Genomic DNA, 24,088 nt, shown 5'->3' with positions numbered 1-24,088 from the left:
AAAAAAACTATATGGACATAAGAATTGTTTTGCAACTGGTATGAGGAAACACAAAAAATATAATTAACTCATTTTGTACTTTCTACAAGAGTAGCTTAAAATACTGCTCTTTTTTATTAAAGGGAGAAGGTATCGTTATATATGTTATATAAAATGTAAAACCATTGGATAATGACAATGTATTGACGTTGCACGAATAAACCTATATGTTTATCCTAAAGGAGATGATGAAATGGCTACAACAAATTTGAATATAAGGACAGATAAAGAAATAAAAGAAGCAGCAGAAAAAATCTACTCCAGTTTAGGTTTAAATATGACTACTGCAATCAATATGTTTTTAAGGGCAAGCATTAGAGAAAGCGGTATTCCTTTTGATTTAAAACTTGATATTCCAAATGATGAAACTATAAAAGCTATAGAAGAAGGAAGAATAATAGCTAAAGATACGAATGTGAAATCCTATGATAATATGGATGACTTGAGTAAAGCCCTTGAAGTATAAGATAAAGTTTACAAGTAGATTTAAAAAAGACCTAAAGCAGGCTAAAAAGCAAGGAAAAGATATTGAAAAGCTCTTTGATATTATTGAGAAGATAGCAAAAAGATGAAACTCTTGATGAAAGATATAGAGATCATTCATTAACCGGAAATTACAAAGGAACTCGAGAATGTCATATAGAGCCAGATTTTTTGTTGATATATGAAAAAATAGAAGAAGTTTTAGTATTATCTCTAGTAAGAATTGGCTCACACTCAGATTTATTTAAGTAAAATAATACGAATGAGAGACTTCTATGACCTATACCTTGAAAATAAGTATATTGAAGATTTGAAGTTTTATAAGCTTGTTGATGCAGCGATAATTATTTCAAATAGAATTAATGAGATGTAATTTAACATACACTGTTTGGTAAATCATAGACAAGAGAATTTAAGTAAAAGAGAAGTGGAATTATTCTACTTCTTTTTTGTTTCAAACTATGCTATAGAATATGATCTTTCGTGTTTTCATAAATTGAATATGGGCAGTAGATGGATGACATTTGAATGAAGATACCAAGATTTTTTCATCAGTTTTTTCACTCTTGGTAATGTAATCTATTGCCAAATTTAGAGTTGATTTTATAGGATGTATTTTTGTAATTGCCATACTAATCACCAGAACTTTCTTTTGATTTATTAAGAAGTAGGGTATGGATCTGCCATATTTCTCTTGATAATTTTTCTATCTGCTTATTCATAGATTCAAGTTCATTTTTGTATATAACACCAGTTGTATTAGTAGCTTTTGCAATCTGGTTTATATTATTTGTTGCATTCGAAAGTAGCCATTGTAGGTTTCTAAATGGTTCTAAATCTACTACATAAATTTCTTTTTCCAATACACATTTTCTAAGAAAGTGGGACATAGTTTTGCAGTTTGCAAGTTTTATTTTCTTTTCAAAAACTTCCTTTTCTTCCTTAGTTACTTTTATTTCTATTCTTTTATTTCTAAATCTATTTGCCGTTTTATTCTCCTTTATAAAATATATTTCGGGGTCTTAGGGTTCTCCCTAAAAGTTTGCCCCAGCCAATAGTTTCAAATGAGAGCTTGCTCGAATTGTCGAAACTATTAGGCGAGGGTACAAAGTAAAAATTAAAAAAATGGAGCATACCGTAAAGGTCTGCTCCATTAATTTTTTCGTAAGTGTCCGTACACTTACTGTGCTTGCTCATATACTAATCGATCATATACTAATCGTGTAAGAACAACTTTAAGCATAATATTTATATTGTTATACCATAGTTTGGAAAAATAAAAAATTATATTTCATCAACGTTTCATAAAAGGCGTGTAGAATGTTATTAAAAGTAGCTATAAAATGCTATTGTGTAAAAAATAAAGGAGGAATAATTTATGAAAAAAATAGTATCAAAAGGAGCATGTCTATTACTTACATTATGTTTGAGCTTAAGCGCAGTTGGGTGTCAAAAAAGTAATGAAAACAATAAAATTAAAGAAGGACAATCCATAAGTTCCGAACAAGCAGGTATGTCAACTAATGCAAATGGAAAAACAGAAACTTTTAAACCGTCAGATTATACATTGGAAGCAAAGGAAGAATATGTTTATGAATATTTAGGACTTAAATTTAAACTTTCAGATGAAACCAGAAAATATATTTCTGACAAAAAAATTGCAATGTTGGATGATCAAAGTCCTATAGACAAAGAATTGAAGTATGCTATTTTGACATTTAATAAAATGACAGAAGAACAAAAAAATGCAGTTATAGAAAAGATGGGCGACGGATATGAAAAATGGCAAAACGAACTTGAAAGAGTTGGAACTATTGGTATATTCGAAAAAAATACATCAGAAGAAGAAATATCTAAGATTACAAAATGTGATACTCATACTAAAATAGGAGTTTCAAGTGATGGAAATTATGATTGCTATCTAAGCACAAATAGCGGAGCTGAAAGCAATCTTTTAGATGAATTTAACAAAACTGAGATTGAGATTATAGATAAAAAAGAACGTCCGGAAAATGGTTTTGTTTTATCAGAAAAAACTGATTTAAAAAATACAGAAGCATTCAATAAAGAGACATCCGGTAATTTAAGCAATGTGGTAACAAAAGATATTAACGGAAAAGAATTTTCAAGTAAAGATTTTGCAGACTATGATATTACTATGGTTAACGTATTTGCAACTTGGTGTACAGCGTGTGTTAAGGAAATTCCTGATTTAGTTGAAGTTTATAAAGAAATGAAAGATAAAGGTGTAAATATAGTTGGAGTTGTTACAGATACCGTTGACGATAATGGTGAAAACAAAGATGCGCTTGAAAAAGCAAAAATAATACAAGAAAAAACTAAAGCGCCATATTCTTTCTTAATGCCGGATAAAACTAATTTTAATGGCAGATTAAATGGAATACAAGCTTTACCGGAAACATTCTTTGTTAATAAGAATGGTGAAATTGTAGGTGAAACTTATTCAGGAGCAAAAAGTGCAAAAGAATGGAAAGAAGTAATTGAAAAAGAACTTGCAAATATAAAAAATAAATAAAAGTAAAGCGGTGATTGGTAGATGGTTAATAAGTTTTTAAAAAGCCGTGCCTTATCTTTATTAATTATCTTTATTGGTATGGCGATGATGTACTATGGTCATAGTAATGGAGAAACTAAAGTCGTCTTGGAAAAGGCGATAAGAATTTGTATGGAGTGTATTGGAATTGGATAGAATTAAAAATATTATAAATGGTAGTACAAAAAAAGATAAATATAAAATAAGAGATCGTTTTAGGCATTTATTTCAATCCGTTTGGTTTTTAATTACTAATTCTTACTTTGAAGGGTTTAAGACAGGTAAAATTTATGGTGGAGAATTGAAAAAAATTTGTGTTCCGGGTATGAATTGTTATTCATGCCCGGGGGCAAAAGGTGCTTGCCCTATAGGCTCGCTACAGGCAGTGATTGGAAAGTCGGAATATAAATTCAGCTATTATATAGTAGGTTTTTTATTTTTTATAGGAGCGCTGGTAGGAAGATTTGTTTGCGGATGGTTATGTCCATTCGGATTAATTCAAGATCTATTGCATAAGATTCCATTTTATAAAAAAATAGAAACATTTAAGTTTGATAAGCATTTGAGAAAATTGAAATATGTAATTTTACTTGTGTTTGTAATAATATTACCTTTATTTTTAGTTGATATTTTGGGTCAGGGTTCTCCATATTTTTGTAAACTTATATGTCCGGTTGGTATGTTAGAAGGTGGACTACCACTTGTATTACTGAATAAAACTATGAGAGGTGCTATAGGATTTTTATATTTTTGGAAAGGAACAATTTTAATAGCAACTGTGATACTTTCAATAATCCTATATAGACCTTTCTGTAAGTATATATGCCCACTTGGTGCTATCTACTCATTCTTCAACTCAATTTCAGTATTTAGGTATAAATTGGACAAAGATAAGTGCATTAGTTGCGGTAGATGTAAAAAAGTTTGCCAAATGAATATAGATCCGGTTCAAAATTGTAATCATATGGAGTGTATTAGATGCGCAAGATGTAAAAATGCTTGTCCTGTAGATGCAATTAGTTTTGGAGCAAGAAAATAGAGAGGAGTAGTTAGGAAAGTGATAAAAAATGCTATAGCATATATTACAAGAAAGAGAAATAGAACTTTCATAATTTTTATCATATTAACTATAGTTCTTTCTTGCGTGTATTCTTGTTTAACAATAATGAAATCAAGCAACGAAATAGAAAAGGCTTTATATGAAAGTTCTAATTCTTCAATATCAATAACAAAAAAAGATGGCGGATATTTTAACATCAATCAATTTGAAGATATTGAAAAAATAAAAGAAATTGAAGAAAAAATAATTCAATATGATGGATTAGCAAAACTAAAAGATGCTAAAGTAGTTAGCGGAGAACAAAGAATAAATAGAGAAGACTTATCTGACGAATTTAAGAATGTTGTTTCACTCGAAGCTACAAATAATACTAAAAGAAATATTTTTTTTAGTAGTGGAGTATTTACAATTAAAGAAGGTAAAAATATAGGAGAAAATGATAAGAATTCAATTATTGTTCATGAAGAACTTGCTAAACAAAACAATCTAAAATTAGGTGATGAAGTTAATCTTGAATTACTAGATATTGAAAAAAGTGGAAAAATAAAAAGTCATAAATTTAAAATTATAGGGATCTTTTCTGGTAAAAAACAGGAAACATATACAGGATTATCTTCTGATTTTAGTGAAAATATGGCGTTTGTAGATTATTCAACAAGCCAAGAGATATTAAATAAATCAGAAAATAATAAAATCGCAAATAAAATTTTAATGTATTCTGGTAGTGCAGAATCTACAGACTTAGCCTTAAACAAATTGAAAGAGCTTAAAATTGATGAGTCAAAGTATTTTGTTGAAAAAGATTCTAATGCGTTTGAAGAGTCTTTAGAGTCAGTGAGTGGAATAAAACATATAATAAAAATAATGACTTATTCTATTATGTTAGGTGGGATGGTTGTTCTTTCATTAATCTTGATTCTATGGTTAAGAGAAAGAATTTATGAAATAGGTATATTTTTATCTATTGGAACATCTAAGATACAAATTATAATGCAATTTATATTAGAGTTAATATTCATATCGATACCAAGTATAATATCTTCATTATTTTTAGGAAATGTATTGCTAAAAGTAATTGTAGATGGATTCATTAACTCAGAGGACTCAATGATTTCCGGTGGAAGTTTAATAAATAATAGTAGTTTTATGTTAAATATAACAACACTTGGACAAAGTTATTTAATATTAATAAGTATTATTGTTTTATCAGTTGTATTTGCTTCTGCATTAATATTAATCAAGAAGCCTAAAGAAATATTATCAAAAATAAGTTAGGAGAAAATAATGGATACATTAGAAATAAAGAATGTAGCATATAGTTATGCAAATTCTAAAGAAAAAGTTTTGTCAGGAGTAAATCAAAAATTTGAACTTGGGAAGTTTTATGCGATAGTAGGAAAGTCAGGAACAGGAAAATCTACACTTCTTTCCTTACTTGCTGGACTTGATAAACCTCAAACAGGAGAAATATTGTTTAATAATGAAGATATAGAAAAGAAAGGATATAGTAATCACAGAAAAAATAATATATCTTTAGTATTTCAAAACTATAATTTAATAGACTATTTATCACCAATTGAAAATATTAGATTAGTAAATAAATCAGCAGATGAAAGTATCTTGTTTGAACTAGGTTTAGATAAAAACCAAATAAAAAGAAATGTTATGAAATTATCTGGTGGACAGCAACAAAGAGTAGCTATTGCTAGAGCATTGGTATCAGATGCTCCAATAATACTAGCTGATGAGCCTACTGGTAATCTAGACAGTGTTACCGCTGGAGAAATAATTAATAAATTAAAGACATTAGCTAAAGATAGAAATAAATGTGTAATAGTTGTAACACATAGTAAGGAAGTAGCAGATTCTGCGGATATCATTTTAGAACTAAGTGATAAAAAGTTGAAAAAAGTAAATAAAATGAATTTGGAGGTTAAATAATGATAAAAAATGCATTTGCTTATGTAACTAGAAAAAGTTTAAAATCATTAATTATTATATTAGTTATTTTATCTATGTCAACTTTAAGTATCATTAGTTTATCTATTAAAGATGCTACGAACAAAGCTTCAAAAGAAACATTTGCTAATATAACAAATAGTTTTTCTATGGAAATAAATAGACAAGTAAATCCAGGAACACCTAGAGGTGGGGGAAATGTAAAAGGTGAAGATATTAAAAAGATATCTCAAACAGATAGTATAGACTCCTATGTAAAAAGAATAAACAGTGTTGCAGATTTAGTTGATTATGATATTATTGAAACTCAAGAGACTCTTGCGAATCAATCACCTGAAAGAGCGAAGAATTTTAAAAGAACAGTTATGTTAACTGGGGTTAACGACTCATCAAAAGAAACAAAATTTGTATCAGAAGCATATAAATTAGTAGAAGGAAATCATTTAGAAAATGAAGATAAAAATAAAATCTTAATGCATAAAGATTTAGCTGAAAAAAATAATCTTAAAGTTGGAGATAAGATAAAAATAAAATCTAATTTATTTGATGCTGATAATGAGAAAGGTGCAGATGAAACAGTAGAAGTAGAAATTAAAGGTCTATTCGACGGGCATAATAGCGGTGGAGTAAGTGCAGCACAAGAACTATACGAAAATACATTAATCACTGATGTTCATACAGCTGCTAAAGTTTATGGTAATACAGAAGATACAGCTGTATACCAAGATGCAACATTCTTTGTAAAAGGTGATAAGAATCTTGATAGTGTAATAAAAGATCTTGGGAAATTAGATATAAATTGGAGAGAATATAATTTGATTAAAAGTTCATCGAATTACCCTGCATTACAACAATCTATATCAGGTATCTACTCAATTTCAAATAAATTATTTGTTGGCTCATTAATATTTGCAGGAGTTGTAGTTTCATTATTATTATTCTTATGGATGAATGCTAGAAAGAAAGAAATAGCAGTATTACTATCATTAGGTATATCAAAATTAGAAATTTTTGGTCAATTCCTAATTGAGATGGTATTTATATCAATCCCCGCATTCGTTGGTTCTTATTTCTTAGCTCAATATACAGCTGATAAGCTTGGGAATAATATATTGAATAAGGTTACTGGTGATATAGCTAAACAAATAGCCAGACAATCTGCATCTAGCCAATTAGGTGGTGGGGCAGAAGCTGAAGGATTTAACAAGACATTATCAAGTTTAGATATAAATGTATTACCTAAATTCATAATTTATGTAGTTATATTTATGAGTTTAGTACTTCTTGTATCATTGATTATTTCTTCATTCAATATATTAAGAAGGAATCCAAAAGAATTATTAATTGACAATAATTAAAATTTTCGGTGCTTTTTAGCACCGAAAATTTTTTGGATTTTAAATATCAAATAATATGCTGTATAATATAAGTGCATGGCTTAAGTGGAGGTACATATGAAGATATTAACTGTTGAAGATGATAATATGATAAGAGAGGGAATAAGTGAATATCTTTCAGAATTTGGATATACTGTTATTCAAGCTAAAGATGGAAGAGAAGCCTTGTCAAAATTTAATAGCGATATAAATTTGGTTATCTTAGACATTCAGATACCTTTTATGAATGGTTTAGAAGTGTTGAAAGAAATTAGAAAGAAAAGCAATTTACCAATTCTAATCTTGACTGCATTTAGTGATGAAGAATATAAAATTGATGCATTTACTAATTTAGTAGACGGATATGTAGAAAAGCCATTTTCATTGCCGGTCTTAAAGGCTAGAATAGATTCTTTAATTAAGAAGAACTATGGACATTTAGAGAAGTTTGAATATAAGGATCTATCGGTTAATTTTAATAGCTATACAGCTAAAATAAATGGTGAAGAAATAGATGTAAATGCAAAAGAACTAGAAGTATTAAAATGTTTATTGGATAATAATGGACGAGTGTTAACAAGAATGCAAATTATTGATTATGTATGGAAAGATAGCGAAGAAACTCCTTATGATCGAGTAATAGATGTATATATAAAAGAACTTAGAAAAAAATTACAATTAGACTGTATAACTACTATAAGAAATGTAGGATATAAATTGGAGAGAAAATGAAAAAATTAAAGATATTTCCAAAAATGTTCATACAAATATTTTCTGTTCTTGGAATAATAATTATATTAGTTCATGCATTAGTTTTTTTTATCTTTCCTAAAACATATTTGGAGACGAGAAAAGAAAAGATTCATAATATTGCAAATGAAATTTCTAGTAATATGAATGGAAAAGAAATAAAATATATAGAACAAACTTTGGAGCTTTATTCTGAGAGTAGTGAAATAAAAGCATTTATAAAAGAAAAAAATAATAAGAATGAAATACAAATCAAAGATAATATAAATGTTAATTTAGAAAGTGATAGTAATTCTTTGATAATTGAAGAAAGAGAAATAAAGCTTAATGATGGTAAAAAAACAAATCTACAATTTGTTTCTACAGCTGATATGCAAAAAGATGCGAAAGATTTAAGCCTTAAATTTTTACCATATTCTTTATTAATATCAATTTTATTTTCTGCTATTATTTCTTTAATTTATGCAAAATCAATAAAAAATAATATACAAGAAATAAAAATTGTTACTGATAAAATGATGAAACTTGATAAAAAAACGCGTTTAAAAGTTAGCTCTAATGATGAAGTTGGAGAATTAAAACAACAAATTAATGATTTGTATTCTACTTTATTAAGAACAATTGACGATTTGGAATTTAAAAATAAAGAAATTTTAAAATTAGAAAAGTTAAAATATGACTTTTTTAAAGGTGCATCCCATGAACTTAAAACTCCGCTTGCTAGTCTTAAAATAATACTGGAAAACATGAAATACAATATTGGAAAATATAAAGAAAGAGATGTTTATATTAATGAATGTATTGGAATCGTTGATAGTTTAACAAAAAATATTTCTCAAATATTATCAGTTCATTCTATAGAAAATTTGAATAATGATGAAGAATATTTGAAAATAAATGATACATTAGAAGACATATTAAAAAAGTATGAAATATTAGCAAATCAAAAGAAAATAACTGTTAATAATTATATATTAGATGAGAATATTTATATAGGAAAAACAGCTTTAAAGATGATTCTATCTAATTTGATTAGTAATGCGGTAAAATATACTGATGTAAATGGGGTAATTAATATTGGGATAGTTAATGATTGGTTATATATAGAGAATTCATACGGTAACAATAAAATTTCGAATATGGATAAAATATTTGATGTTAAATTTGATTTAAATAAGGAAAATAGTAATGGATTAGGTTTATATATTGTAAGTAATATTCTGAATAATTACAATATAGAATATAAAGCATTGCAGGATGAAGAATTTTTTATCTTTAAAATTAAAATATTTTCTTAAACAAGATATAATTTTGCAATAGTTATTGAAAAATAGAGACTTATTATTAGCCATGGAAGTAAAGACTTTTTTATTATTGAAAGTGAACAGAAAATAATTGATATAAGAAATAAGGATTTGAACATGCTAATAAAAATATTGTTAGTAAAACTATATGAGTTAGTCTTTTCGGAGGCAGAGATTGTTTAAATATTTGATAGAATAGAAACTTAAAAAGTTTAATAAAACTCAATTCTGAAATTCAAATTTATGAAGAGAAGCAGCCTAATGGACAATGGCTAAAATCCATTACTTTTAAGCCACCTATCATTGATGAAGATCTTAATATAAGTTTGGAAAATGATGAGCAAGTTGAAACTGAGGCTCTCTTGTCCAAAATTTAATAGATAATTTAAAGACGTGATTTAAAAGTCACGTCTTTTTGAGCGATTTAGCAGTGCTTTAAAAGTAATCAAAGAGAGGGTTGAGTATAGAATAACGGCTAATAAAAAGGTATAATATAAAGACAGTACATATAACGTATATAATTTATTTTAATTAGCAAGGAGAAAGTTATGGATATAGAAAAGAAAAAATGGGAAGTTTTATGTAGTGAAGAAAAATTGGAAGACATATCCAAAGAAGTAGGAGCGAAAATTTCTGAAGATTATAAAGATAAAAATTTATTGGTTATCTCAATTTTAAAAGGAGCTCTTTTCTTTACAGCAGAACTTACAAAACATATAACACCAGTTACAAAAATAGATTTTATGATGACTTCAAGCTATGGAGATGGTGAAATCAACATTGGTAAAGTTAAAGTCATAAAGGATATAGATTATGATTTAGATGGATATGATGTTTTAATCGTAGATGATATTTTGGATACTGGTATAACTATGGAATTTTTAGTTGACCATTTGAAAAAGAAAAACCCAACATCAATTAAAACTTGTGTAATGTTTAATAAACAAGAGAGAAGAGCAGCGGACATATCTGCTGATTATATTGGAATGGAAATAGAAGATAAATTTTTAGTTGGCTATGGCTTGGACTTCAAAGATAGATATAGAAATATACCTTATGTATTTTGTGTTTTAGACGAAGATAGATAAATAAATAAAAAAAACCTGTCCTTCATTAGTGATGTGTACCCATAAAACTGGACACAATATTTAATTAATTATTAGTGGATGCTAACCTATATTTTGTAGGTGGCATCCATTTTGTTTTTGATTGAATCCTTTCGTTGTTGTAATAGTAAATATATTCCTCTATTGCTTTTGAAAATTCTTCAAAAGAGCTATAACTCTTTTCATAACCATAATAAATTTCATTTTTTAATCTTCCAAAGAATGTCTCCATTATGGAGTTATCATAGCAATTACCTTTTCTTGACATTGATTGTCTTATGCCATGTTTTTTAAGCTCATTTACATAATATTCATGTTGGTATTGCCAACCTTGATCTGAATGTAGTATTAAGTTATCTAGTTTTGGAAATTTGTTAAATGCTTTTTTCAACATATTTGATATCTGATTTAAGTTAGGACTTAAGGATAGGTCGTAAGAGATTATCTCATTGGTATACATATCAAGTATTGGAGATATGTAGCATTTACCCCAAGAGAATTTAAATTCTGACACATCTGTGGTCCATTTTTGTAGAGGTTTATCTGCCTTGAAATATCTATTTATTATATTATTAGCTACTTTACCTACCTTCCCCTTATATGAGTGATATTTTTCCTTAGATCTTTTTCCAAATAGTTTTAGCTCATGCATTATTCTTTGAACTCTTTTATGATTTATGATATAACCTTGATTTATCAACTCCATATATACTCTTCTTACTCCATATCTTCCTTTGTGGAAGTTAAATATTTGAGTTATTTTATCTGCAATGTGACTATTCTTAATCTTTATCTTATCAACTTTATTTATTTCAAAATAGTATGTTGATCTTGGCATATCAATAGCTTTTAAAAGATATTTTAGTCTGTATCCTTCTTCTTTGAGTTCTTTGATAATCGCTGCTTTTTCGCCTTGAGTTGCGCAGCGTAACGTTCTTCTCTCAAGGCGATCTCTTTTTTTATTATTTCGTTTTCTGCTTTTATATATTCATTTTTCTGCTCTAAGTTTTATTAGTTCTTCTCTTTCAGATTCATTAAGTTCTTTTGCTTTATGGATATTTTTATTTTTCATACTTGTATTTTTAGATTTACGACCTCTCTTTTTATTTACAAGACCATTATATCCATAATTTTTATACTTGTTAACCCATGAATAAAGCTGTCCATGATTAATTCCATATTCAACTGCTATAGATGTTATGGAATTTCCAGCTAACACTTTAGATACCATTTCTAATTTCTCATCAGGTGTCCAATTGATATTATTTCCATGTTTTAAAATTTCTGGTCCATGAAGTTCTTCTAACCTAACCCATATTCTAATTGAATCATGAAAGTTTTTTTCGTTAGTCCTTTCAGGTGTATCAGGCCATTTACCATCTCTATACAATTGCACGCTTTCTTTTTTTATTTCATAACTATATTTCATAAAAATACCCTCCTTACTGGTTTGTCCAGTAAAGAGGGTACATATCATTAGAAAGACAGGTTTTTCTATTAGACGAATTGTCAAATCAAATGCAACACCTATGGTAAGAGACCAAAAAGTTCTTCTTTAGGTGTTTTATATTTTATACATTTTCTAGGTCTATTATTCATTAAACTTAAGTTATAATTTAATTCATCAATATTCACTTCTGATAAATCCATACCCTTAGGATAAAACTCCCTCAAAAGTCCGTTACTATTTTCATTTGTACCTTTTTGCCATGCACAATAGGGATCAACAAAAATTAAGTTTTGCATCCTAATTCTTTTTCTATTTTCTCAAATTCTGAAAATTCTTTACCTCTATCAAAGGTTATTGTTTTTACTAATTCTTTTGGATAATCTTTTAATGCATTTATTATTGCTGGTGTTACGCTTTCCGACTTTCTATTTTCAACTAGGATTGCTATATAATATCTAGATTTTCTTTCTGCTAAGGTTACGAAACAACATCTACTTTTCCTTTTATGATCTAATCTGCCTGATTCCACTGTATCTGCTTCCCAGTGGCCTAATTCTTGCCTTCTGTATATCTCTTTAGGTCTTTTCTTAATTGTTCTACCTTTATCATTGAATTTTCCTCTTTTTTCTGCTGGCCTTTTAAATTTAGCTTTTCTTCTCAAATTTTTCATACTAGTTTTTGGCAGCTTTTTGGCGTGTATCATTCTATATATCGTTGATGTAGATGGTAATTCATGAATCTCATTTGTGTTTCTATTTGATATTTGTTCAGGGGACCAATGTTCGTTAATCTTTACAGTTAAATAATCAATAACATCTTTAGAAAATTTACTTTTTCTATGGCAGTCTTTTCTTCTATCAATATATTTATCATTTGCCTTTATCGGAAAGTACTTAGTGTAACTTCCCCTACTAACTTTTATCTTAGATGAATTTCTTTTAATTTCTCTAGATATTGTACTAGGTGGCCTTTTGAGTGCTTGTGCAATTTTCCTTATACTCATTCCTAAATTTAAAAATTGGTAAATACAAGATCTTTCTTCTATGGTAAGATGGTTATAGCTCATAGTTAATCACTCCTTTTAATATGTTTTGTTTGGTCACTTACATATTAACACAGCTGATTAGCTATGAGTTTATTTATGTTGCACTTGTTATGATAAATTATCATTAGAAAAAAGATTCTTAATTAGTGACAACATCCTCCATCGTCTCCGTGGCAACCACATCCGTGTGAGTGACCATGGTCGTGTCCACAGCTTCCTTCGTGGCTGTGTCCGTGGTCGTGGTGTCCTCCACAGTTGCAAGTTGGCTCAGATGCAGAAACTAGTCTACCTTCTGCAAATGCTTTTGCAAAATCATCAGCTAAGCCCATTGCTCCGGCGTAGATATCGATATCAGCTGTTAGTAGTGCTCTCACCGCACCATCGCCAATTCCACCACAAATTAAAACGTCAACTTCATTTGTTTGAAGAAAACCAGCTATGGCTCCATGTCCTTCGCCTTGAGTTTCGATTATAGTTGAATTATTTATTGCTCCATTTCCGATATCGTATACTTTGAATTGTTCAGCATGTTCAAAATGTTGGAAAATTTCGCCGTTTTCGTAAGGTATTGCTATTCTCATAATATTTTTTCCTTTCTTATTGCATAATTTATATACGGAGGATTCCTTTATTTCACAGTTTCCACCTTTGACTTCTAATCTCTTGCCACCAATAATTGAGTCGGCAATTTTTTTTCTTGCTCTATCGTACATAGCAGTAACGGTAGTTCTTGAAACACCCATCTGCTCTGCGCAGTCTACTTGACTCAGCGAACCATAATCTATCAAACGGATGGTTTCAAGTTCGTCTAAAGTTAACTCAACTACTTCTTCTTTTGCGTCACTTAAAGGAGCAAAACTCCAATAGTCTGGATATTGACAGATTTGCCTACTTCGTTTAGGCCTTGGCATTTCAAACACCTCGTTTCTGACATATGTCAAATAAAATGTATAATGATTAGATTTATTTGTCAATAAAAATTTTTTTAGGTTAATTGTAAAATGAAATTGAACTAAAGATAGATTGTAAAATTAAATGCGACACTAGTATAAAATAAAAACCCATAACAAAATCAATTCATGTAAAATGTAATTACCACAAAAACATAGACATGAAGGAGATTGTTATGAGTCATAAATATATTACCATGGATTGTAGAAATAAAATATAAGTTTTAAATAATGAAGGTTACTCAGCAAGAAAAATAGCAAAAATATTAGGTTATCATCATTCATCAATTAGTAGAGAGCTAAAAAGATGTAAAGACAAATACGATGCAAAAAAGGCTGATCTTGATTATTCTATTAATTCTAAAAACAAAGGTAGAAAGTCAAAACTTACTGAAGAGTTAAAACAATTTATCAAAGAAAAGCTAAAAGCCACCTGGTCTCCCAAACAAATAGTAGGCAGATGTTTTAAAGATGAATTAAGCTTTAAAACAATCTATAATTGGCTATATAAAGGGCTTTTAGATATATCAGTTAAAGTTTTAAGAAGAAAAGTAAAATCTTTAAACTCTAGAGAAACAAGAGGTAAATTTAATATAGGAACATCTATTTCTAAAAGACCCAAAGTTGTAAAAAAACGCGTAGAATTTGGTCATTGGGAGCTTGATACAGTAGTATCATCTAGAGGTAAAAGTAAAGGATGCTTAGCGACATTTGCAGAAATGAAGACTCGTGCATATTTTGCAATAAAAATGCCTGATCGCAGTAAAAAATCTATGTTAGATGCTATACACACTTTAACAAAAGAATTACCACAAGGAGCATTCAAGACATTTACTTCAGATAGAGGTAAAGAATTTGCTTGTTATGAAGATATAGAAAGTGAATTAAATATAGACTTTTATTTCGCAGATCCATATAGTGCTTGGCAAATGGAAACTAACGAAAATAGCAATGGTTTACTTAGAGAGTTTTTTCCTAAGAAAACTGACTTAGCTAAAATTGAAGAGGGAGATTTAATAGATGCTATTTATAAAATAAACTCTAGACCGAGAAAATGCCTAGAGTTTGATACACCATTTGAATGTTTTATACATGAATTAAATTTATTAAGCTAAGTGTCGCAATAATTATTGCAAATCAACATAATAAGTGACTTAAATATGTACAACGGAAATATTATAAAGGCTAAGTTAGAAAATTTATTAGGTTATATTGTAGAATTCCGAGTATATAAAGGTCATAAAATAGATGCTGATACATTGAGAGGGTTGGAAGGGGAATTTATAATTTCTACCTGTCTTTTACCTAAAGTTGAGGGGAAGAAGATAATAAGTGTAGATAGATGTCTAAATGAAAGAAATTTATTAGAAATTTTTCATGCTATAAGCAATTCGGAATTATATAATTAATGATTAAGTTAAGTCAGTTTTTAAACTGGCTTTTTCTTTTGTAATATAAGATATAGATAGTTAAATTTTAAACAAAAGGGTATAAGATAAAAAAATTAAGTTTATTAAATTGGAGTAGATATGGACATACAAGTTATTCAAGGGATTTTAATACCATTTTTAGGCACGAGTTTAGGTGCTGCGATGGTATTTTTTATGAGAGATAGAATATCTGCGGGATTGCAGAAAATATTGACAGGATTTGCAGCTGGGGTAATGGTGGCGGCATCTTTTTGGAGTTTGCTTCTTCCAGCAATAGAGTCTTCGGAGAATTTAGGGGAATTCGCTTTTTTGCCTGCGGCTATAGGCTTTGCTGTAGGAGTAGGATTTTTGTTAGTGCTTGATGAGATTACTCCTCACATGCATTTTAACAATTATGAAGAGGGAATGGAAAGCAAATTAAAGCGAACTACAAAATTGATTTTGGCAGTGACTTTACACAATATACCTGAGGGGATGGCTGTCGGGGTTGTCTATGCGGGCTGGATGGCTGGAAGTTCTGGAGTTAGTAAAGCGGCGGCGCTCACTTTGGCTCTTGGAATAGCCATTCAAAATTTCCCGGAGGGAGCGGTGGTATCAATGCCGTTAAGAGCCGAGGGGATGAATAAGTGGAAGACTTTTATATATGGAGTTTTATCTGGGGTTGTTGAACCAATAGCTTCAATATTAACTATATTGGCAGCGAGTATGGTTGTGCCAGTGCTACCTTATTTTTTAGCTTTTGCAGCTGGTGCGATGATGTATGTTGTGGTTGAAGAATTGATACCAGAGATGTCGGATGGAGAGCATTCTAACAATGGAACTATAGCTTTTTCTGTAGGATTTATTCTAATGATGATTTTAGATGTGGCGCTTGGGTAAATATAAATATCTAAATTAAAAGGAGAGATTTACATGGAAATAAAAGAACAAATTTTACAAGCTATGAGAGAAGCTGGAAAACCTATGAATGCAACAGAAGTTTCTAAGGCGACAGGACTTGAAAAGGCAGAAGTGGACAAAGCTTTTAAAGCTCTTAAGAAGGAAGAGGCAATAGTTTCTCCTGTGCGTTGCAAATGGGAACCTGCTGAAAAATAAAGTTAAGGTAGTATTTCAAATGAAGTACTACCTTTTTTAGTTGCTATTTAGTTTGTGTTAGATTTTCTATGAATTTGGTTAAGAACTCTTGTGATTTCTCCATGTGTTGAATTGGAATGTATTCGTATTTGCCGTGGAAGTTCATTCCGCCTGTGAATATATTTGGAGTAGGTAGCCCCATCCATGAAAGTCTACTTCCATCTGTGCCGCCACGAATTGGTTCTATAACAGGTTCTACACCGATGGATGATAGTGTATCTATTGCAAGATTTACTATATCCATGTGAGGTTCTATTTTTTCTCTCATGTTTCTATATGACTCTTTAAAAGTTATTTCAATTCTATCGCCATATTTTTTATTTAAGAATTCAACTGCTGAAGTAAAAACAGATTTCATATTTTGTATTTCATCATAGTCGAAGCTTCTAAGTATATAATCCATTTCGGCTTTTTCTACATTACCAACTATTTCGTCTAAGTGGTAGAAAGCTTCGTAACCTTCTGTGAATTGAGGTCTCATATTTGTTGGAAGCATATTATCCAATTCAAAAGCAAGGCTGATGGCATTTACCATTTTATTTTTGGCTGTGCCAGGGTGTACACTTTCTCCATTGATTAAAACTTTAGCGCCTATAGCATTGAAGCATTCATATTGTATTTCGCCAAGCTTTGAGCCGTCTATAGTAAGTGCAAAGTCAGCGCCGAATGATTCGACATTAAAATTATCTACACCTTTTCCGATTTCTTCGTCAGGAGTGAAAGCTATTCTAATTTTTCCGTGAGGTATTTCAGGATGATTTTTAAAATACTCCATAGTTTGCATAATGATTGCCACGCCGGCTTTGTCATCTGCGCCAAGAAGGGTAGCTCCATCTGTTACGATTAAGTCCAAACCCACCACGTCATTAAGTGCTGGGAACTTTTCCGGGCTCAAAATAATATTTTCTTTTTCATTTAGGACTATGTCTTTGCCGTCATAATCTTTTATAATTTGTGGATTTACATTTGTGCCTGTCATGGCCGGTGCTGTGTCCATGTGAGCTAAAAGACCGAGTACGGGTGTGTTTTTGTCTGTGTTTGATTCCAAAGTAGCTGTAACATATCCAAATTCATCTAGGTTGACAGCTGAAAGTCCCATTTCAGTACATTGTTTCACTAGCAAGTTTGCAAGATCAAATTGTTTTTTAGAGCTTGGAAATGTATTTGATTCGGGTTCTGATTTAGTATCAATTTTTACATATTCTATAAGTCGTTCGCTGATATTCATAATAGCCTCCTTTAGTTGTTTATTTTAAGAATACTCTTGGGGTATACTAAAGTCAAACGAGTATTTAATTTAGAGGGGATTTTATGAAGATAGGTTTTATTTCAGATACACATGGATATTTAGACGACACTAAGAAAGCTCTTGGCGTTTTGGATGGCTGTGATAGGATTTTGCACTTGGGAGATGTACTCGCTCCGGGACCGAGAAATGGAATTCATCCGGGGTATGACGCTAAAGAATTGGCTGAAGTATTTGCAAAACGAGATGATATTTTTATGGTGAAGGGCAATTGTGATGCAGATGTAGATGAGCAAGTAATGGATAGGAAGTTTTTAGACAATATTGAAGTCTTTTTAGAGTGGGGAGATTTAAAGATATTTGCACTACATGGCTATAGGGAAAGTCTTGAAGAGAGAGTGCAAAAGGCTAAAAAGTTAGGTGCTGATATTGTAGTCGTTGGGCATACACATATAAAGAGGTTTGAAAAGATTGACGGAATAATATATATGTGTCCGGGCAGTCCGACTCTTCCAAAAGATGGAAGTAAGTCTGTGGTTATATATGAAGATGGAGTTTTTAAATTTTATAATGTAGATACATCGGAGGTTATTAGTTCATATAAAATTGGACATTAAATTTCATTGGCATTCTGAAATGATAGGTAAAAGGGGGATAAAATTTTTATTGGGCATAGATTTATCAACGAAGGAAATTTTAATGGATAGGAGTTTTGGAGTTTATTCCTGAGCTTAAGAGGTGTGTTATGAATAATTTAAAGAGGAAGTCGTTGATAAATTTACTATTTTATATAGTCATGGTTATTGTAAACTATATGGGTATTATTAATGGATTAGCTCAAAAAGATGTATCTGAGATATACACCACAATTGTAACTCCGGCTGGATATGCTTTTAGTATTTGGGGTCTAATATACACTCTTTTACTTGTGAGTATGGTAGCTTTGCTTATAAATGCTGAAAAATCAGGATATAGAGAAGTAGTTGAAAAGATAAGTCCTATTTTTGGTTGAGTTGTATTTTTAATATACTATGTGTATTTTCATTTTCAATGGTTTGGATAGAAGTTTCAATGGTTATGATTGGTTATGATTTTTGGACTTGCTGTTGCATTGATTAAGATTTTATTCGAGCTTAAAAAGATTAATTTAAAAGGATTCAAACTATTGTATCCTATAACTTTTGGAATCTATGGTGGATGGCTTAGTATAGCAAATGCACCAAACTTAGTTGCTGTAATGATGAGAGTTATGGGTAGAATGGATGTAGATGATGTAGTTGGTGGTTTAGTATTAGTATTGATTTTTATTTTATTAATTTTAGCGATTGGATTTAAGCTAAAAAATTCAGTATATATGCTACCAGTAGCGTGGGCTCTTATTGCGATAAGAGTTAAGTTGGTAAGTTTGGGTTCTGATTTTCCAACTTATATATTGCTTATAATAGCGCTGATATTTATAGCGGCGAGTGGTTATATATTTGTAAATAAAAGAAGAACATTAATAAATTAAATAGTGCATATAAAAAGTGTTGCCGTTTATTTTCGACAACACTTTATTTTGATTCAACTTCTATACTTTCTCCATCGGAGAATTGAATTCTCCAAGCGGCTCTTGCCTTTCCTTCTGTGGCTTTGGTGATATCTTCGACATAACCTTGTTCCTCAGGGTCAAAGTAGTAACATTCTTCTATTCGAGTTATTGTTTTAGAAGTTAAGTCTGGCTCGGATAGAAGAGTAAGTAGAGCTCTTGGAGCTGAATGTAGACGTACAAAGTTAGGTGATTTATCTATTACATTTAGCCAAAGACGATCCATGGAGATGACTGTGTCTCCTCGTATAATAAGATCTATGAAAGACCTCTCCAATATTACTCCATCAAACTCCTTGGCGAAATGCAATTTGGTTTCGTCGTCAGAAGAGCTTGAGTAGACCAATATCATATTTGAAATGTCAAAGTTCCTATCGAGTAGAAATTTTCTGGCAACTTCTTCAGCTTTCATTTTTGACTTAGAAGATATTTTTGGATTTACATTTTCATAAATCAAACGTCTTGTGTTTACAACAGTTAGAATTTCATCAGCGAATGTGATTTGAGTGAAACTGTTGTTTGGCTCTTGGAATTTACCTCTACTTGCAAAGAATCTTTCGTTTAAATCTAATTTTGAGTAAGAGTCGAATTCAACTCTTAGAGAGGGCAAGCTGATTTTTGATTTCGGAACCTTTGCATCAACTTTGATTCCTTTCTCCAAGAGACGGGATTTCACTTGTTTTATAAAAATTGATGAAGTAGTTCTATCTTGGCTTATAAGTGAGCGGTGGATAATCATACCGAACAGTATTATGTTTGTGATTATCAGCGCTATTATTAATATTTTTTTTGCTTTATACCAATCCATACTATTTCTCCATTAAAAGACGGCCTGTTTCCATAGAAAAGAATAAGTGTCTATTGTTGTACTTGATAAATATGGATGGCTTTAATTCGGTTTGACCGTGAGATGTATTATCTATATAGACCACGCATATATCAGATATATTATTTAAAACTTCATCAAATGGAACTGTAAATACCGTAGGTGACAATTCAACTATCCTTTCCAAGCTCACAGCCCTAACTTTTTCTAAGGCGGGGGATTCACTAATTGATTTTCTATAGTTTTGTCTGAAATGAGTTACACGCTCTCCATAAGCTTCAACTTCGATATAGTAAGGGTTTTGAGAGTCATTTATTAAAACAGGTATGGAATCTTCATAGAGATTAAATGAAAATCTATAACCTAAGTTGTCCTCTTTTTCTATTGGTGTTATTGCAGAGAGATATATGTTTGCATTTCCAACCTTATTTGAAATAAATGAGATAGAGCTTTTTAAAGAGGCATATAAATTTCTTACCGTTGTATCTAAAGGATTTAAATCTTCGTATTCAATTACCCCTGTGCTATATAGCGTAAGATATTCATTTCCGTAAATTAAACTATGGCTATCGTCTTGGACTATATCTCTTATGTGAGCATCATTTTGATTTAAAAATCGAGAGGAGAGATTGCTTACATAGGACTCTTGTAACATCAAGCTCTTTAAATCATTTGAATAATTTACGGATTTTAGTAGGTAATAGTTTTGAGACGGAAAATATAAATTCTTATTCACTTGATATATTTCGTTTAGGTTTTTATAGTCAGGAAGATTTTCCTCTGCGAGCGAGGATAGAGTGAAGTCTACATTCACACCTCGTTCGAACTTGTAGTGGTTTGTTCCGTCTCCTACAACTATAAATTCTCGAGATAGATAAATTTCCTTGATCGGAATCGGTGAGTCGTTTGACTCCGATTGACCTATTAAATTTACTATTATAGATAAGTCTACAGATGAAGAATATAAAAGGACTAACGAAGGAATATTTTGCAGTTTAATGTATTCTTCTTTTGAAATAAGCTGTCCATTTTTTGCGGTTGAATTAGAAAACACATCGTATACAGTTTGCTGATATGAATTGTAGATATCGTTAAAATTATATATCACATGGTGTTTTCCGTTGTAGTTTGCAACCATGCTCTGAGGTTTTAAAAGTTCTCTAAAAAGATTTTCTGTAGCATATTCTGATTCATCTATACGCTGGTTAGATTTAATATGAGAGCTCTTTACATCAATCCAAAGAATATTAGATAGGAAGAGTGTAAGAGCGACTAGACCAACTAAGATTATATTTAAAATATATTCGTGTGCTCTATTCATGGCTCACACCCTTGAAAGTTAAAATAACTTCTGTTCCATGATTGTATTTTGAATTTACTCTTATGCTGCCGCCCATATTTTCAGTTAGTTCCTTGGCTATTGAAAGGCCAAGACCGGTTCCGCCCATGGCTCTGCTTCTGCCTTTTTCAACTCTGTAAAATCTTTCGAAAATTCTCTTTAAATCTGCTTCTGGAATACCGATTCCATTATCTTTAACCTTTAATTCAACGTACTCACCGATATTTCTGCAATGAATTTCAATTTTACCCTTAGGAGCAGTGTACTTGATTGCATTTGAAATTATATTCATAATTATCTGCTCGGTTGAGTGCATGTCAGCGTACAAATCTTTTATATCCATTGGAATGTCTAAAAGTATATTATGAGATTTTTCTTTAATCATAATATTTAAGCTTTCCAAAGTTTGGCTGATGATATCATACGTATCAATAGGTTCAAATACAAAGTTGTTTGTGCCGTAATCTATATTTGAAAGCTGTAGCAAATCTGATACCAATCTGCCCATACGATTGCTTTCGCGGTTTATAGTTCCTACGAAGTGCTTTATATCTTCGTAGGTCATTTCTGAGTCCAAGATTGTTTCGGAATAACTCTTGATTGTGGTTATAGGTGTCTTTAATTCGTGGCTCACATTTGCTACGAACTCTTTACGCATAATATCCAAGTTGTGCTCTTTGGTCATATCTTGGAAAACGACTATGATACCTTGGTTGATTTTTTCTCTTCTAAATGGAGCGTATTTTAATTTATAAAATCTATCTTCAATTTCTATTTCGCCATCGCCGACCAAAGAAGAATAGTCGTTATAATCGAGGTTGGATATATTAAAACTTTCTAAATCTAAATTCTCTCCGGTGTTGGTCTTTAAGTTCAATATTCTTTTAGCAGTAGGGTTTGCGTGTATTAGAAAACCATTTTTGTCCACTGCGATAACGCCCTCTTGCATATACGTGAAGATAGTGTTTAGCTTGCCCTTTTCTATCTCCATCTGCTCCATAGTTGCGTTTAGTTCTTCTGTTAGATAGTTAAACATTGAACCCAGATTACCTATTTCGTCATTAGACTTTATCTCTACTTTTTGATTAAAATCTCCTCTTGCCATCAATTTAGCTTTTTTAGTCAAATCTCTGATAGGACCTGTGATAGAATTTGCCAAAAAATAACCAAGAGTCAGAGTGATTATAAGTCCAATGCCGGTTGCATAAGTCAATATGCTCCTTGCATTGTCGATTACATCATAGATACCATTTAAGTTTTCTGTCATATATAAAACACCCATAACTTTTCCCTGTGAAGAAAAGATGGGTTTTGAAATATGTTTTTCATGAAGATTTGAGTTTTCATCAAATATAACTCTTTGGCTTTCTGAACCTGAAATTGAATTTAAAACCAAATCAGGTTCGATTGTGTCATTAGCTATTGCAAGAGGTATTAGATTAACATTTTTTGAAGCTGCTATTATAAGAGGATTTTCATCTGCTGTCAGAGCATACATAGATTGATTAGATGGAAATCTCCAACTTATAAATGTATTTATTATTTGATCTTGGTTAGAAAGCCAGTCTTCTGAGGTCAAGTAACTTGAAGTTGTGACTATTGAGTTCATGGTTGAATTCATGTTTTCGGTCACGTTCTGTAGCTGAGCACTTTCGAGCCTATTTATGATAAAGGCTCCGACAATTGACATACACACCAACACCAAGAGAAAGTATATAGTCATAAATCTATATTTTATACTACTTAGCATTTTATCCTCCGAAGTAGTATCCTACTCCACGTTTAGTAAGAATATATTTATAATCTTTGCCATCTTCTATCTTTTCTCTAAGACGTCTAACTGTTACGTCCACAGTCCTTATATCGCCATAGTATTCATAGTCCCAAACCTTATCGAGCAGTTCTTCTCTTGAAAAAACTTGTCCGGGATTCTTAGCTAAGAATTTAAGAAGTTCAAACTCTCTTAAGGTCAAATCAACAATATCTCCGTCTTTTTTTATTTCATACTTATCAATATCAATTTCTAATCCTTCTGAATTGATGTGTTCAGATTCGCTTTTTACTTCTATATTACGTCTTCTTAGTATGGCCTTTACACGAGCGGTCAACTCTCTCATAGAAAATGGTTTTACAACATAGTCATCTGCACCAAGTTCTAAGCCCAAAATTTTATCGACTTCTTCCTCTTTAGCCGTAAGAATAATTACGGGTATGTTAGATGTTTTTCTAAGTTCAGTTAAAACCGAAAAACCATCCATAATCGGCATCATTATATCGAGGATTATAAGGTCAAAATGTTCTTCGGAAACTCTATCTAAACATTGCTTGCCGTCGTATGCAGTCTGAGTTTCATAGCCATCTTTTTTTAAATTATATTCTATTATATCTGCGATTGATCGTTCATCGTCTACTATTAAAATTTTTCCAAACATAGGCGCCTCCTAATTTG

The 24,088-nt window shown here is 30.7% G+C and carries 25 protein-coding genes and 4 pseudogenes; 18 read left to right on the top strand and 11 right to left on the bottom strand.

The window, feature by feature from the left end:
• Nucleotides 1–232 precede the first annotated feature (232 nt).
• Both B8869_RS05635 and B8869_RS12465 read left to right on the top strand, forming a co-directional pair.
• The gene (locus tag B8869_RS05635; protein WP_084230696.1) at nucleotides 233–505 is read left to right on the top strand and encodes a type II toxin-antitoxin system RelB/DinJ family antitoxin; all 273 of its coding nucleotides are present in this window, start codon (nucleotides 233–235) and stop codon (nucleotides 503–505) included.
• A gap of 158 nt (nucleotides 506–663) precedes the next feature.
• Nucleotides 664–774, top strand: a pseudogene (locus B8869_RS12465) (type II toxin-antitoxin system mRNA interferase toxin, RelE/StbE family); the annotation flags it as partial.
• 226 nt (nucleotides 775–1,000) lie between these two features.
• Here the strand turns inward: B8869_RS12465 and B8869_RS05625 are convergent.
• Both B8869_RS05625 and B8869_RS05620 read right to left on the bottom strand, forming a co-directional pair.
• Nucleotides 1,001–1,153, bottom strand: a pseudogene (locus B8869_RS05625) (relaxase); the annotation flags it as partial.
• Nucleotide 1,154: 1 nt separating this feature from the next.
• The gene (locus tag B8869_RS05620; protein ID WP_084230694.1) at nucleotides 1,155–1,526 is read right to left on the bottom strand and encodes a plasmid mobilization protein; all 372 of its coding nucleotides are present in this window, start codon (nucleotides 1,524–1,526) and stop codon (nucleotides 1,155–1,157) included.
• Nucleotides 1,527–1,900: 374 nt separating this feature from the next.
• On the opposite strand from B8869_RS05620, the gene B8869_RS05615 reads away from it, so the two are divergent.
• From B8869_RS05615 to hpt, 9 genes are all read left to right on the top strand, one after another.
• Nucleotides 1,901–3,058, top strand: a complete 1,158-nt coding sequence (locus tag B8869_RS05615; RefSeq protein WP_084230693.1) for a TlpA family protein disulfide reductase — start codon at nucleotides 1,901–1,903, stop codon at nucleotides 3,056–3,058.
• A 21-nt stretch (nucleotides 3,059–3,079) separates the two neighbouring features.
• Nucleotides 3,080–3,232 carry a CD1871A family CXXC motif-containing protein gene (locus tag B8869_RS12305; protein WP_144017945.1) on the top strand — a complete coding sequence of 51 codons (153 nt, stop codon included), beginning with the start codon at nucleotides 3,080–3,082 and terminating at the stop codon, nucleotides 3,230–3,232.
• Nucleotides 3,225–4,115 carry a 4Fe-4S binding protein gene (locus tag B8869_RS05610; RefSeq protein WP_084231063.1) on the top strand — a complete coding sequence of 297 codons (891 nt, stop codon included), beginning with the start codon at nucleotides 3,225–3,227 and terminating at the stop codon, nucleotides 4,113–4,115. Before B8869_RS12305 ends, B8869_RS05610 begins: the two co-directional genes overlap by 8 nt.
• A gap of 18 nt (nucleotides 4,116–4,133) precedes the next feature.
• Entirely contained in the window at nucleotides 4,134–5,411 is a 1,278-nt protein-coding gene (locus B8869_RS05605) for an ABC transporter permease (RefSeq protein WP_084230692.1), read from the top strand.
• 9 nt (nucleotides 5,412–5,420) lie between these two features.
• Complete coding sequence (locus B8869_RS05600; RefSeq protein WP_084230691.1) at nucleotides 5,421–6,077, top strand: ABC transporter ATP-binding protein; 657 nt, start codon at nucleotides 5,421–5,423, stop codon at nucleotides 6,075–6,077.
• The gene (locus tag B8869_RS05595; RefSeq protein ID WP_084230690.1) at nucleotides 6,077–7,453 is read left to right on the top strand and encodes an ABC transporter permease; all 1,377 of its coding nucleotides are present in this window, start codon (nucleotides 6,077–6,079) and stop codon (nucleotides 7,451–7,453) included. Before B8869_RS05600 ends, B8869_RS05595 begins: the two co-directional genes overlap by 1 nt.
• A gap of 96 nt (nucleotides 7,454–7,549) precedes the next feature.
• Nucleotides 7,550–8,203, top strand: coding sequence for a response regulator transcription factor (locus B8869_RS05590; RefSeq protein WP_084230689.1), 654 nt, complete (start codon nucleotides 7,550–7,552; stop codon nucleotides 8,201–8,203).
• Nucleotides 8,200–9,519, top strand: a complete 1,320-nt coding sequence (locus tag B8869_RS05585) for a sensor histidine kinase (protein ID WP_084230688.1) — start codon at nucleotides 8,200–8,202, stop codon at nucleotides 9,517–9,519. Before B8869_RS05590 ends, B8869_RS05585 begins: the two co-directional genes overlap by 4 nt.
• Before the next feature lie 554 nt (nucleotides 9,520–10,073).
• Entirely contained in the window at nucleotides 10,074–10,613 is a 540-nt protein-coding gene (gene hpt, locus B8869_RS05580; protein ID WP_084230687.1) for a hypoxanthine phosphoribosyltransferase, read from the top strand.
• A 64-nt stretch (nucleotides 10,614–10,677) separates the two neighbouring features.
• Here hpt and B8869_RS05575 read toward each other — a convergent pair whose 3' ends face one another.
• The 4 genes and pseudogenes from B8869_RS05575 to B8869_RS05560 form a co-directional block, all read right to left on the bottom strand.
• Nucleotides 10,678–11,526 carry an IS3 family transposase gene (locus B8869_RS05575; RefSeq protein ID WP_234989794.1) on the bottom strand — a complete coding sequence of 283 codons (849 nt, stop codon included), beginning with the start codon at nucleotides 11,524–11,526 and terminating at the stop codon, nucleotides 10,678–10,680.
• 93 nt (nucleotides 11,527–11,619) lie between these two features.
• The gene (locus B8869_RS05570) at nucleotides 11,620–12,060 is read right to left on the bottom strand and encodes a helix-turn-helix domain-containing protein (protein WP_234989760.1); all 441 of its coding nucleotides are present in this window, start codon (nucleotides 12,058–12,060) and stop codon (nucleotides 11,620–11,622) included.
• A 98-nt stretch (nucleotides 12,061–12,158) separates the two neighbouring features.
• Nucleotides 12,159–13,147, bottom strand: a pseudogene (locus tag B8869_RS05565) (IS30 family transposase).
• Nucleotides 13,148–13,269: 122 nt separating this feature from the next.
• On the bottom strand, nucleotides 13,270–14,037 hold the full coding sequence (locus B8869_RS05560) for a DUF134 domain-containing protein (protein ID WP_084230686.1): 768 nt from the start codon (nucleotides 14,035–14,037) through the stop codon (nucleotides 13,270–13,272).
• A 215-nt stretch (nucleotides 14,038–14,252) separates the two neighbouring features.
• On the opposite strand from B8869_RS05560, the pseudogene B8869_RS05555 reads away from it, so the two are divergent.
• From B8869_RS05555 to B8869_RS05540, 4 genes and pseudogenes are all read left to right on the top strand, one after another.
• Nucleotides 14,253–15,191, top strand: a pseudogene (locus B8869_RS05555) (IS30 family transposase).
• Nucleotides 15,192–15,236: 45 nt separating this feature from the next.
• On the top strand, nucleotides 15,237–15,485 hold the full coding sequence (locus B8869_RS05550) for a hypothetical protein (protein ID WP_084230685.1): 249 nt from the start codon (nucleotides 15,237–15,239) through the stop codon (nucleotides 15,483–15,485).
• A 120-nt stretch (nucleotides 15,486–15,605) separates the two neighbouring features.
• Entirely contained in the window at nucleotides 15,606–16,385 is a 780-nt protein-coding gene (locus tag B8869_RS05545) for a ZIP family metal transporter (RefSeq protein WP_084230684.1), read from the top strand.
• A 33-nt stretch (nucleotides 16,386–16,418) separates the two neighbouring features.
• Nucleotides 16,419–16,601 carry a transcriptional regulator gene (locus tag B8869_RS05540; RefSeq protein ID WP_084230683.1) on the top strand — a complete coding sequence of 61 codons (183 nt, stop codon included), beginning with the start codon at nucleotides 16,419–16,421 and terminating at the stop codon, nucleotides 16,599–16,601.
• A 43-nt stretch (nucleotides 16,602–16,644) separates the two neighbouring features.
• On the opposite strand, the gene pepT is transcribed toward B8869_RS05540, so the two are convergent.
• Nucleotides 16,645–17,868, bottom strand: a complete 1,224-nt coding sequence (pepT, locus tag B8869_RS05535) for a peptidase T (protein WP_084230682.1) — start codon at nucleotides 17,866–17,868, stop codon at nucleotides 16,645–16,647.
• 83 nt (nucleotides 17,869–17,951) lie between these two features.
• On the opposite strand from pepT, the gene yfcE reads away from it, so the two are divergent.
• From yfcE to B8869_RS05520, 3 genes are all read left to right on the top strand, one after another.
• Nucleotides 17,952–18,503 carry a phosphodiesterase gene (yfcE, locus tag B8869_RS05530; RefSeq protein WP_084230681.1) on the top strand — a complete coding sequence of 184 codons (552 nt, stop codon included), beginning with the start codon at nucleotides 17,952–17,954 and terminating at the stop codon, nucleotides 18,501–18,503.
• A 128-nt stretch (nucleotides 18,504–18,631) separates the two neighbouring features.
• Entirely contained in the window at nucleotides 18,632–18,898 is a 267-nt protein-coding gene (locus B8869_RS05525; RefSeq protein ID WP_084230680.1) for a hypothetical protein, read from the top strand.
• Nucleotides 18,899–18,973: 75 nt separating this feature from the next.
• Nucleotides 18,974–19,396 (top strand): hypothetical protein, encoded by a 423-nt coding sequence (locus B8869_RS05520; protein ID WP_084230679.1) that lies wholly within the window; start codon nucleotides 18,974–18,976, stop codon nucleotides 19,394–19,396.
• 43 nt (nucleotides 19,397–19,439) lie between these two features.
• Here the strand turns inward: B8869_RS05520 and B8869_RS05515 are convergent, their stop codons facing one another.
• The 4 genes from B8869_RS05515 to B8869_RS05500 are packed head-to-tail and all read right to left on the bottom strand — an operon-like array spanning nucleotide 19,440 to nucleotide 24,071.
• Complete coding sequence (locus tag B8869_RS05515; protein ID WP_084230678.1) at nucleotides 19,440–20,282, bottom strand: hypothetical protein; 843 nt, start codon at nucleotides 20,280–20,282, stop codon at nucleotides 19,440–19,442.
• A 1-nt stretch (nucleotide 20,283) separates the two neighbouring features.
• A complete protein-coding gene (locus B8869_RS05510; RefSeq protein ID WP_084230677.1) occupies nucleotides 20,284–21,621 on the bottom strand; it encodes a hypothetical protein in 1,338 nt (445 codons plus the stop codon).
• Nucleotides 21,614–23,389 carry a HAMP domain-containing sensor histidine kinase gene (locus B8869_RS05505; protein ID WP_084230676.1) on the bottom strand — a complete coding sequence of 592 codons (1,776 nt, stop codon included), beginning with the start codon at nucleotides 23,387–23,389 and terminating at the stop codon, nucleotides 21,614–21,616. The genes B8869_RS05510 and B8869_RS05505 overlap by 8 nt, the downstream gene beginning before the upstream one ends.
• Nucleotide 23,390: 1 nt before the next feature.
• Nucleotides 23,391–24,071, bottom strand: coding sequence for a response regulator (locus tag B8869_RS05500; RefSeq protein ID WP_084230675.1), 681 nt, complete (start codon nucleotides 24,069–24,071; stop codon nucleotides 23,391–23,393).
• Between the last annotated feature and the right edge of the window lie 17 nt (nucleotides 24,072–24,088).

This window comes from Peptoniphilus asaccharolyticus DSM 20463 (genome assembly GCF_900176115.1).
In the GTDB taxonomy this organism is placed as follows: domain Bacteria; phylum Bacillota; class Clostridia; order Tissierellales; family Peptoniphilaceae; genus Peptoniphilus; species Peptoniphilus asaccharolyticus.
Note: the sequence above shows the minus strand (reverse complement) of the source record. Positions and strands in the feature narration are given on the sequence as shown.

What these genes read in the sequence shown, in the direction of transcription:
- B8869_RS05615 (WP_084230693.1), top strand. Translation starts at nt 1,901, where the DNA reads ATGAAAAAAATAGTATCAAAAGGAGCATGTCTATTACTTACATTATGT.
- B8869_RS05540 (WP_084230683.1), top strand. Translation starts at nt 16,419, where the DNA reads ATGGAAATAAAAGAACAAATTTTACAAGCTATGAGAGAAGCTGGAAAA.
- B8869_RS05585 (WP_084230688.1), top strand. Translation starts at nt 8,200, where the DNA reads ATGAAAAAATTAAAGATATTTCCAAAAATGTTCATACAAATATTTTCT.
- B8869_RS05545 (WP_084230684.1), top strand. Translation starts at nt 15,606, where the DNA reads ATGGACATACAAGTTATTCAAGGGATTTTAATACCATTTTTAGGCACG.
- B8869_RS05590 (WP_084230689.1), top strand. Translation starts at nt 7,550, where the DNA reads ATGAAGATATTAACTGTTGAAGATGATAATATGATAAGAGAGGGAATA.
- B8869_RS05500 (WP_084230675.1), bottom strand. Translation starts at nt 24,071, where the DNA reads ATGTTTGGAAAAATTTTAATAGTAGACGATGAACGATCAATCGCAGAT.
- B8869_RS05525 (WP_084230680.1), top strand. Translation starts at nt 18,632, where the DNA reads ATGAATAATTTAAAGAGGAAGTCGTTGATAAATTTACTATTTTATATA.
- B8869_RS05550 (WP_084230685.1), top strand. Translation starts at nt 15,237, where the DNA reads ATGTACAACGGAAATATTATAAAGGCTAAGTTAGAAAATTTATTAGGT.
- B8869_RS05520 (WP_084230679.1), top strand. Translation starts at nt 18,974, where the DNA reads ATGATTTTTGGACTTGCTGTTGCATTGATTAAGATTTTATTCGAGCTT.
- B8869_RS05635 (WP_084230696.1), top strand. Translation starts at nt 233, where the DNA reads ATGGCTACAACAAATTTGAATATAAGGACAGATAAAGAAATAAAAGAA.
- B8869_RS05600 (WP_084230691.1), top strand. Translation starts at nt 5,421, where the DNA reads ATGGATACATTAGAAATAAAGAATGTAGCATATAGTTATGCAAATTCT.
- B8869_RS05515 (WP_084230678.1), bottom strand. Translation starts at nt 20,282, where the DNA reads ATGGATTGGTATAAAGCAAAAAAAATATTAATAATAGCGCTGATAATC.
- B8869_RS05505 (WP_084230676.1), bottom strand. Translation starts at nt 23,389, where the DNA reads ATGCTAAGTAGTATAAAATATAGATTTATGACTATATACTTTCTCTTG.
- B8869_RS05570 (WP_234989760.1), bottom strand. Translation starts at nt 12,060, where the DNA reads ATGAAATATAGTTATGAAATAAAAAAAGAAAGCGTGCAATTGTATAGA.
- B8869_RS05560 (WP_084230686.1), bottom strand. Translation starts at nt 14,037, where the DNA reads ATGCCAAGGCCTAAACGAAGTAGGCAAATCTGTCAATATCCAGACTAT.
- hpt (WP_084230687.1), top strand. Translation starts at nt 10,074, where the DNA reads ATGGATATAGAAAAGAAAAAATGGGAAGTTTTATGTAGTGAAGAAAAA.
- pepT (WP_084230682.1), bottom strand. Translation starts at nt 17,868, where the DNA reads ATGAATATCAGCGAACGACTTATAGAATATGTAAAAATTGATACTAAA.
- B8869_RS12305 (WP_144017945.1), top strand. Translation starts at nt 3,080, where the DNA reads ATGGTTAATAAGTTTTTAAAAAGCCGTGCCTTATCTTTATTAATTATC.
- B8869_RS05510 (WP_084230677.1), bottom strand. Translation starts at nt 21,621, where the DNA reads ATGAATAGAGCACACGAATATATTTTAAATATAATCTTAGTTGGTCTA.
- B8869_RS05595 (WP_084230690.1), top strand. Translation starts at nt 6,077, where the DNA reads ATGATAAAAAATGCATTTGCTTATGTAACTAGAAAAAGTTTAAAATCA.
- yfcE (WP_084230681.1), top strand. Translation starts at nt 17,952, where the DNA reads ATGAAGATAGGTTTTATTTCAGATACACATGGATATTTAGACGACACT.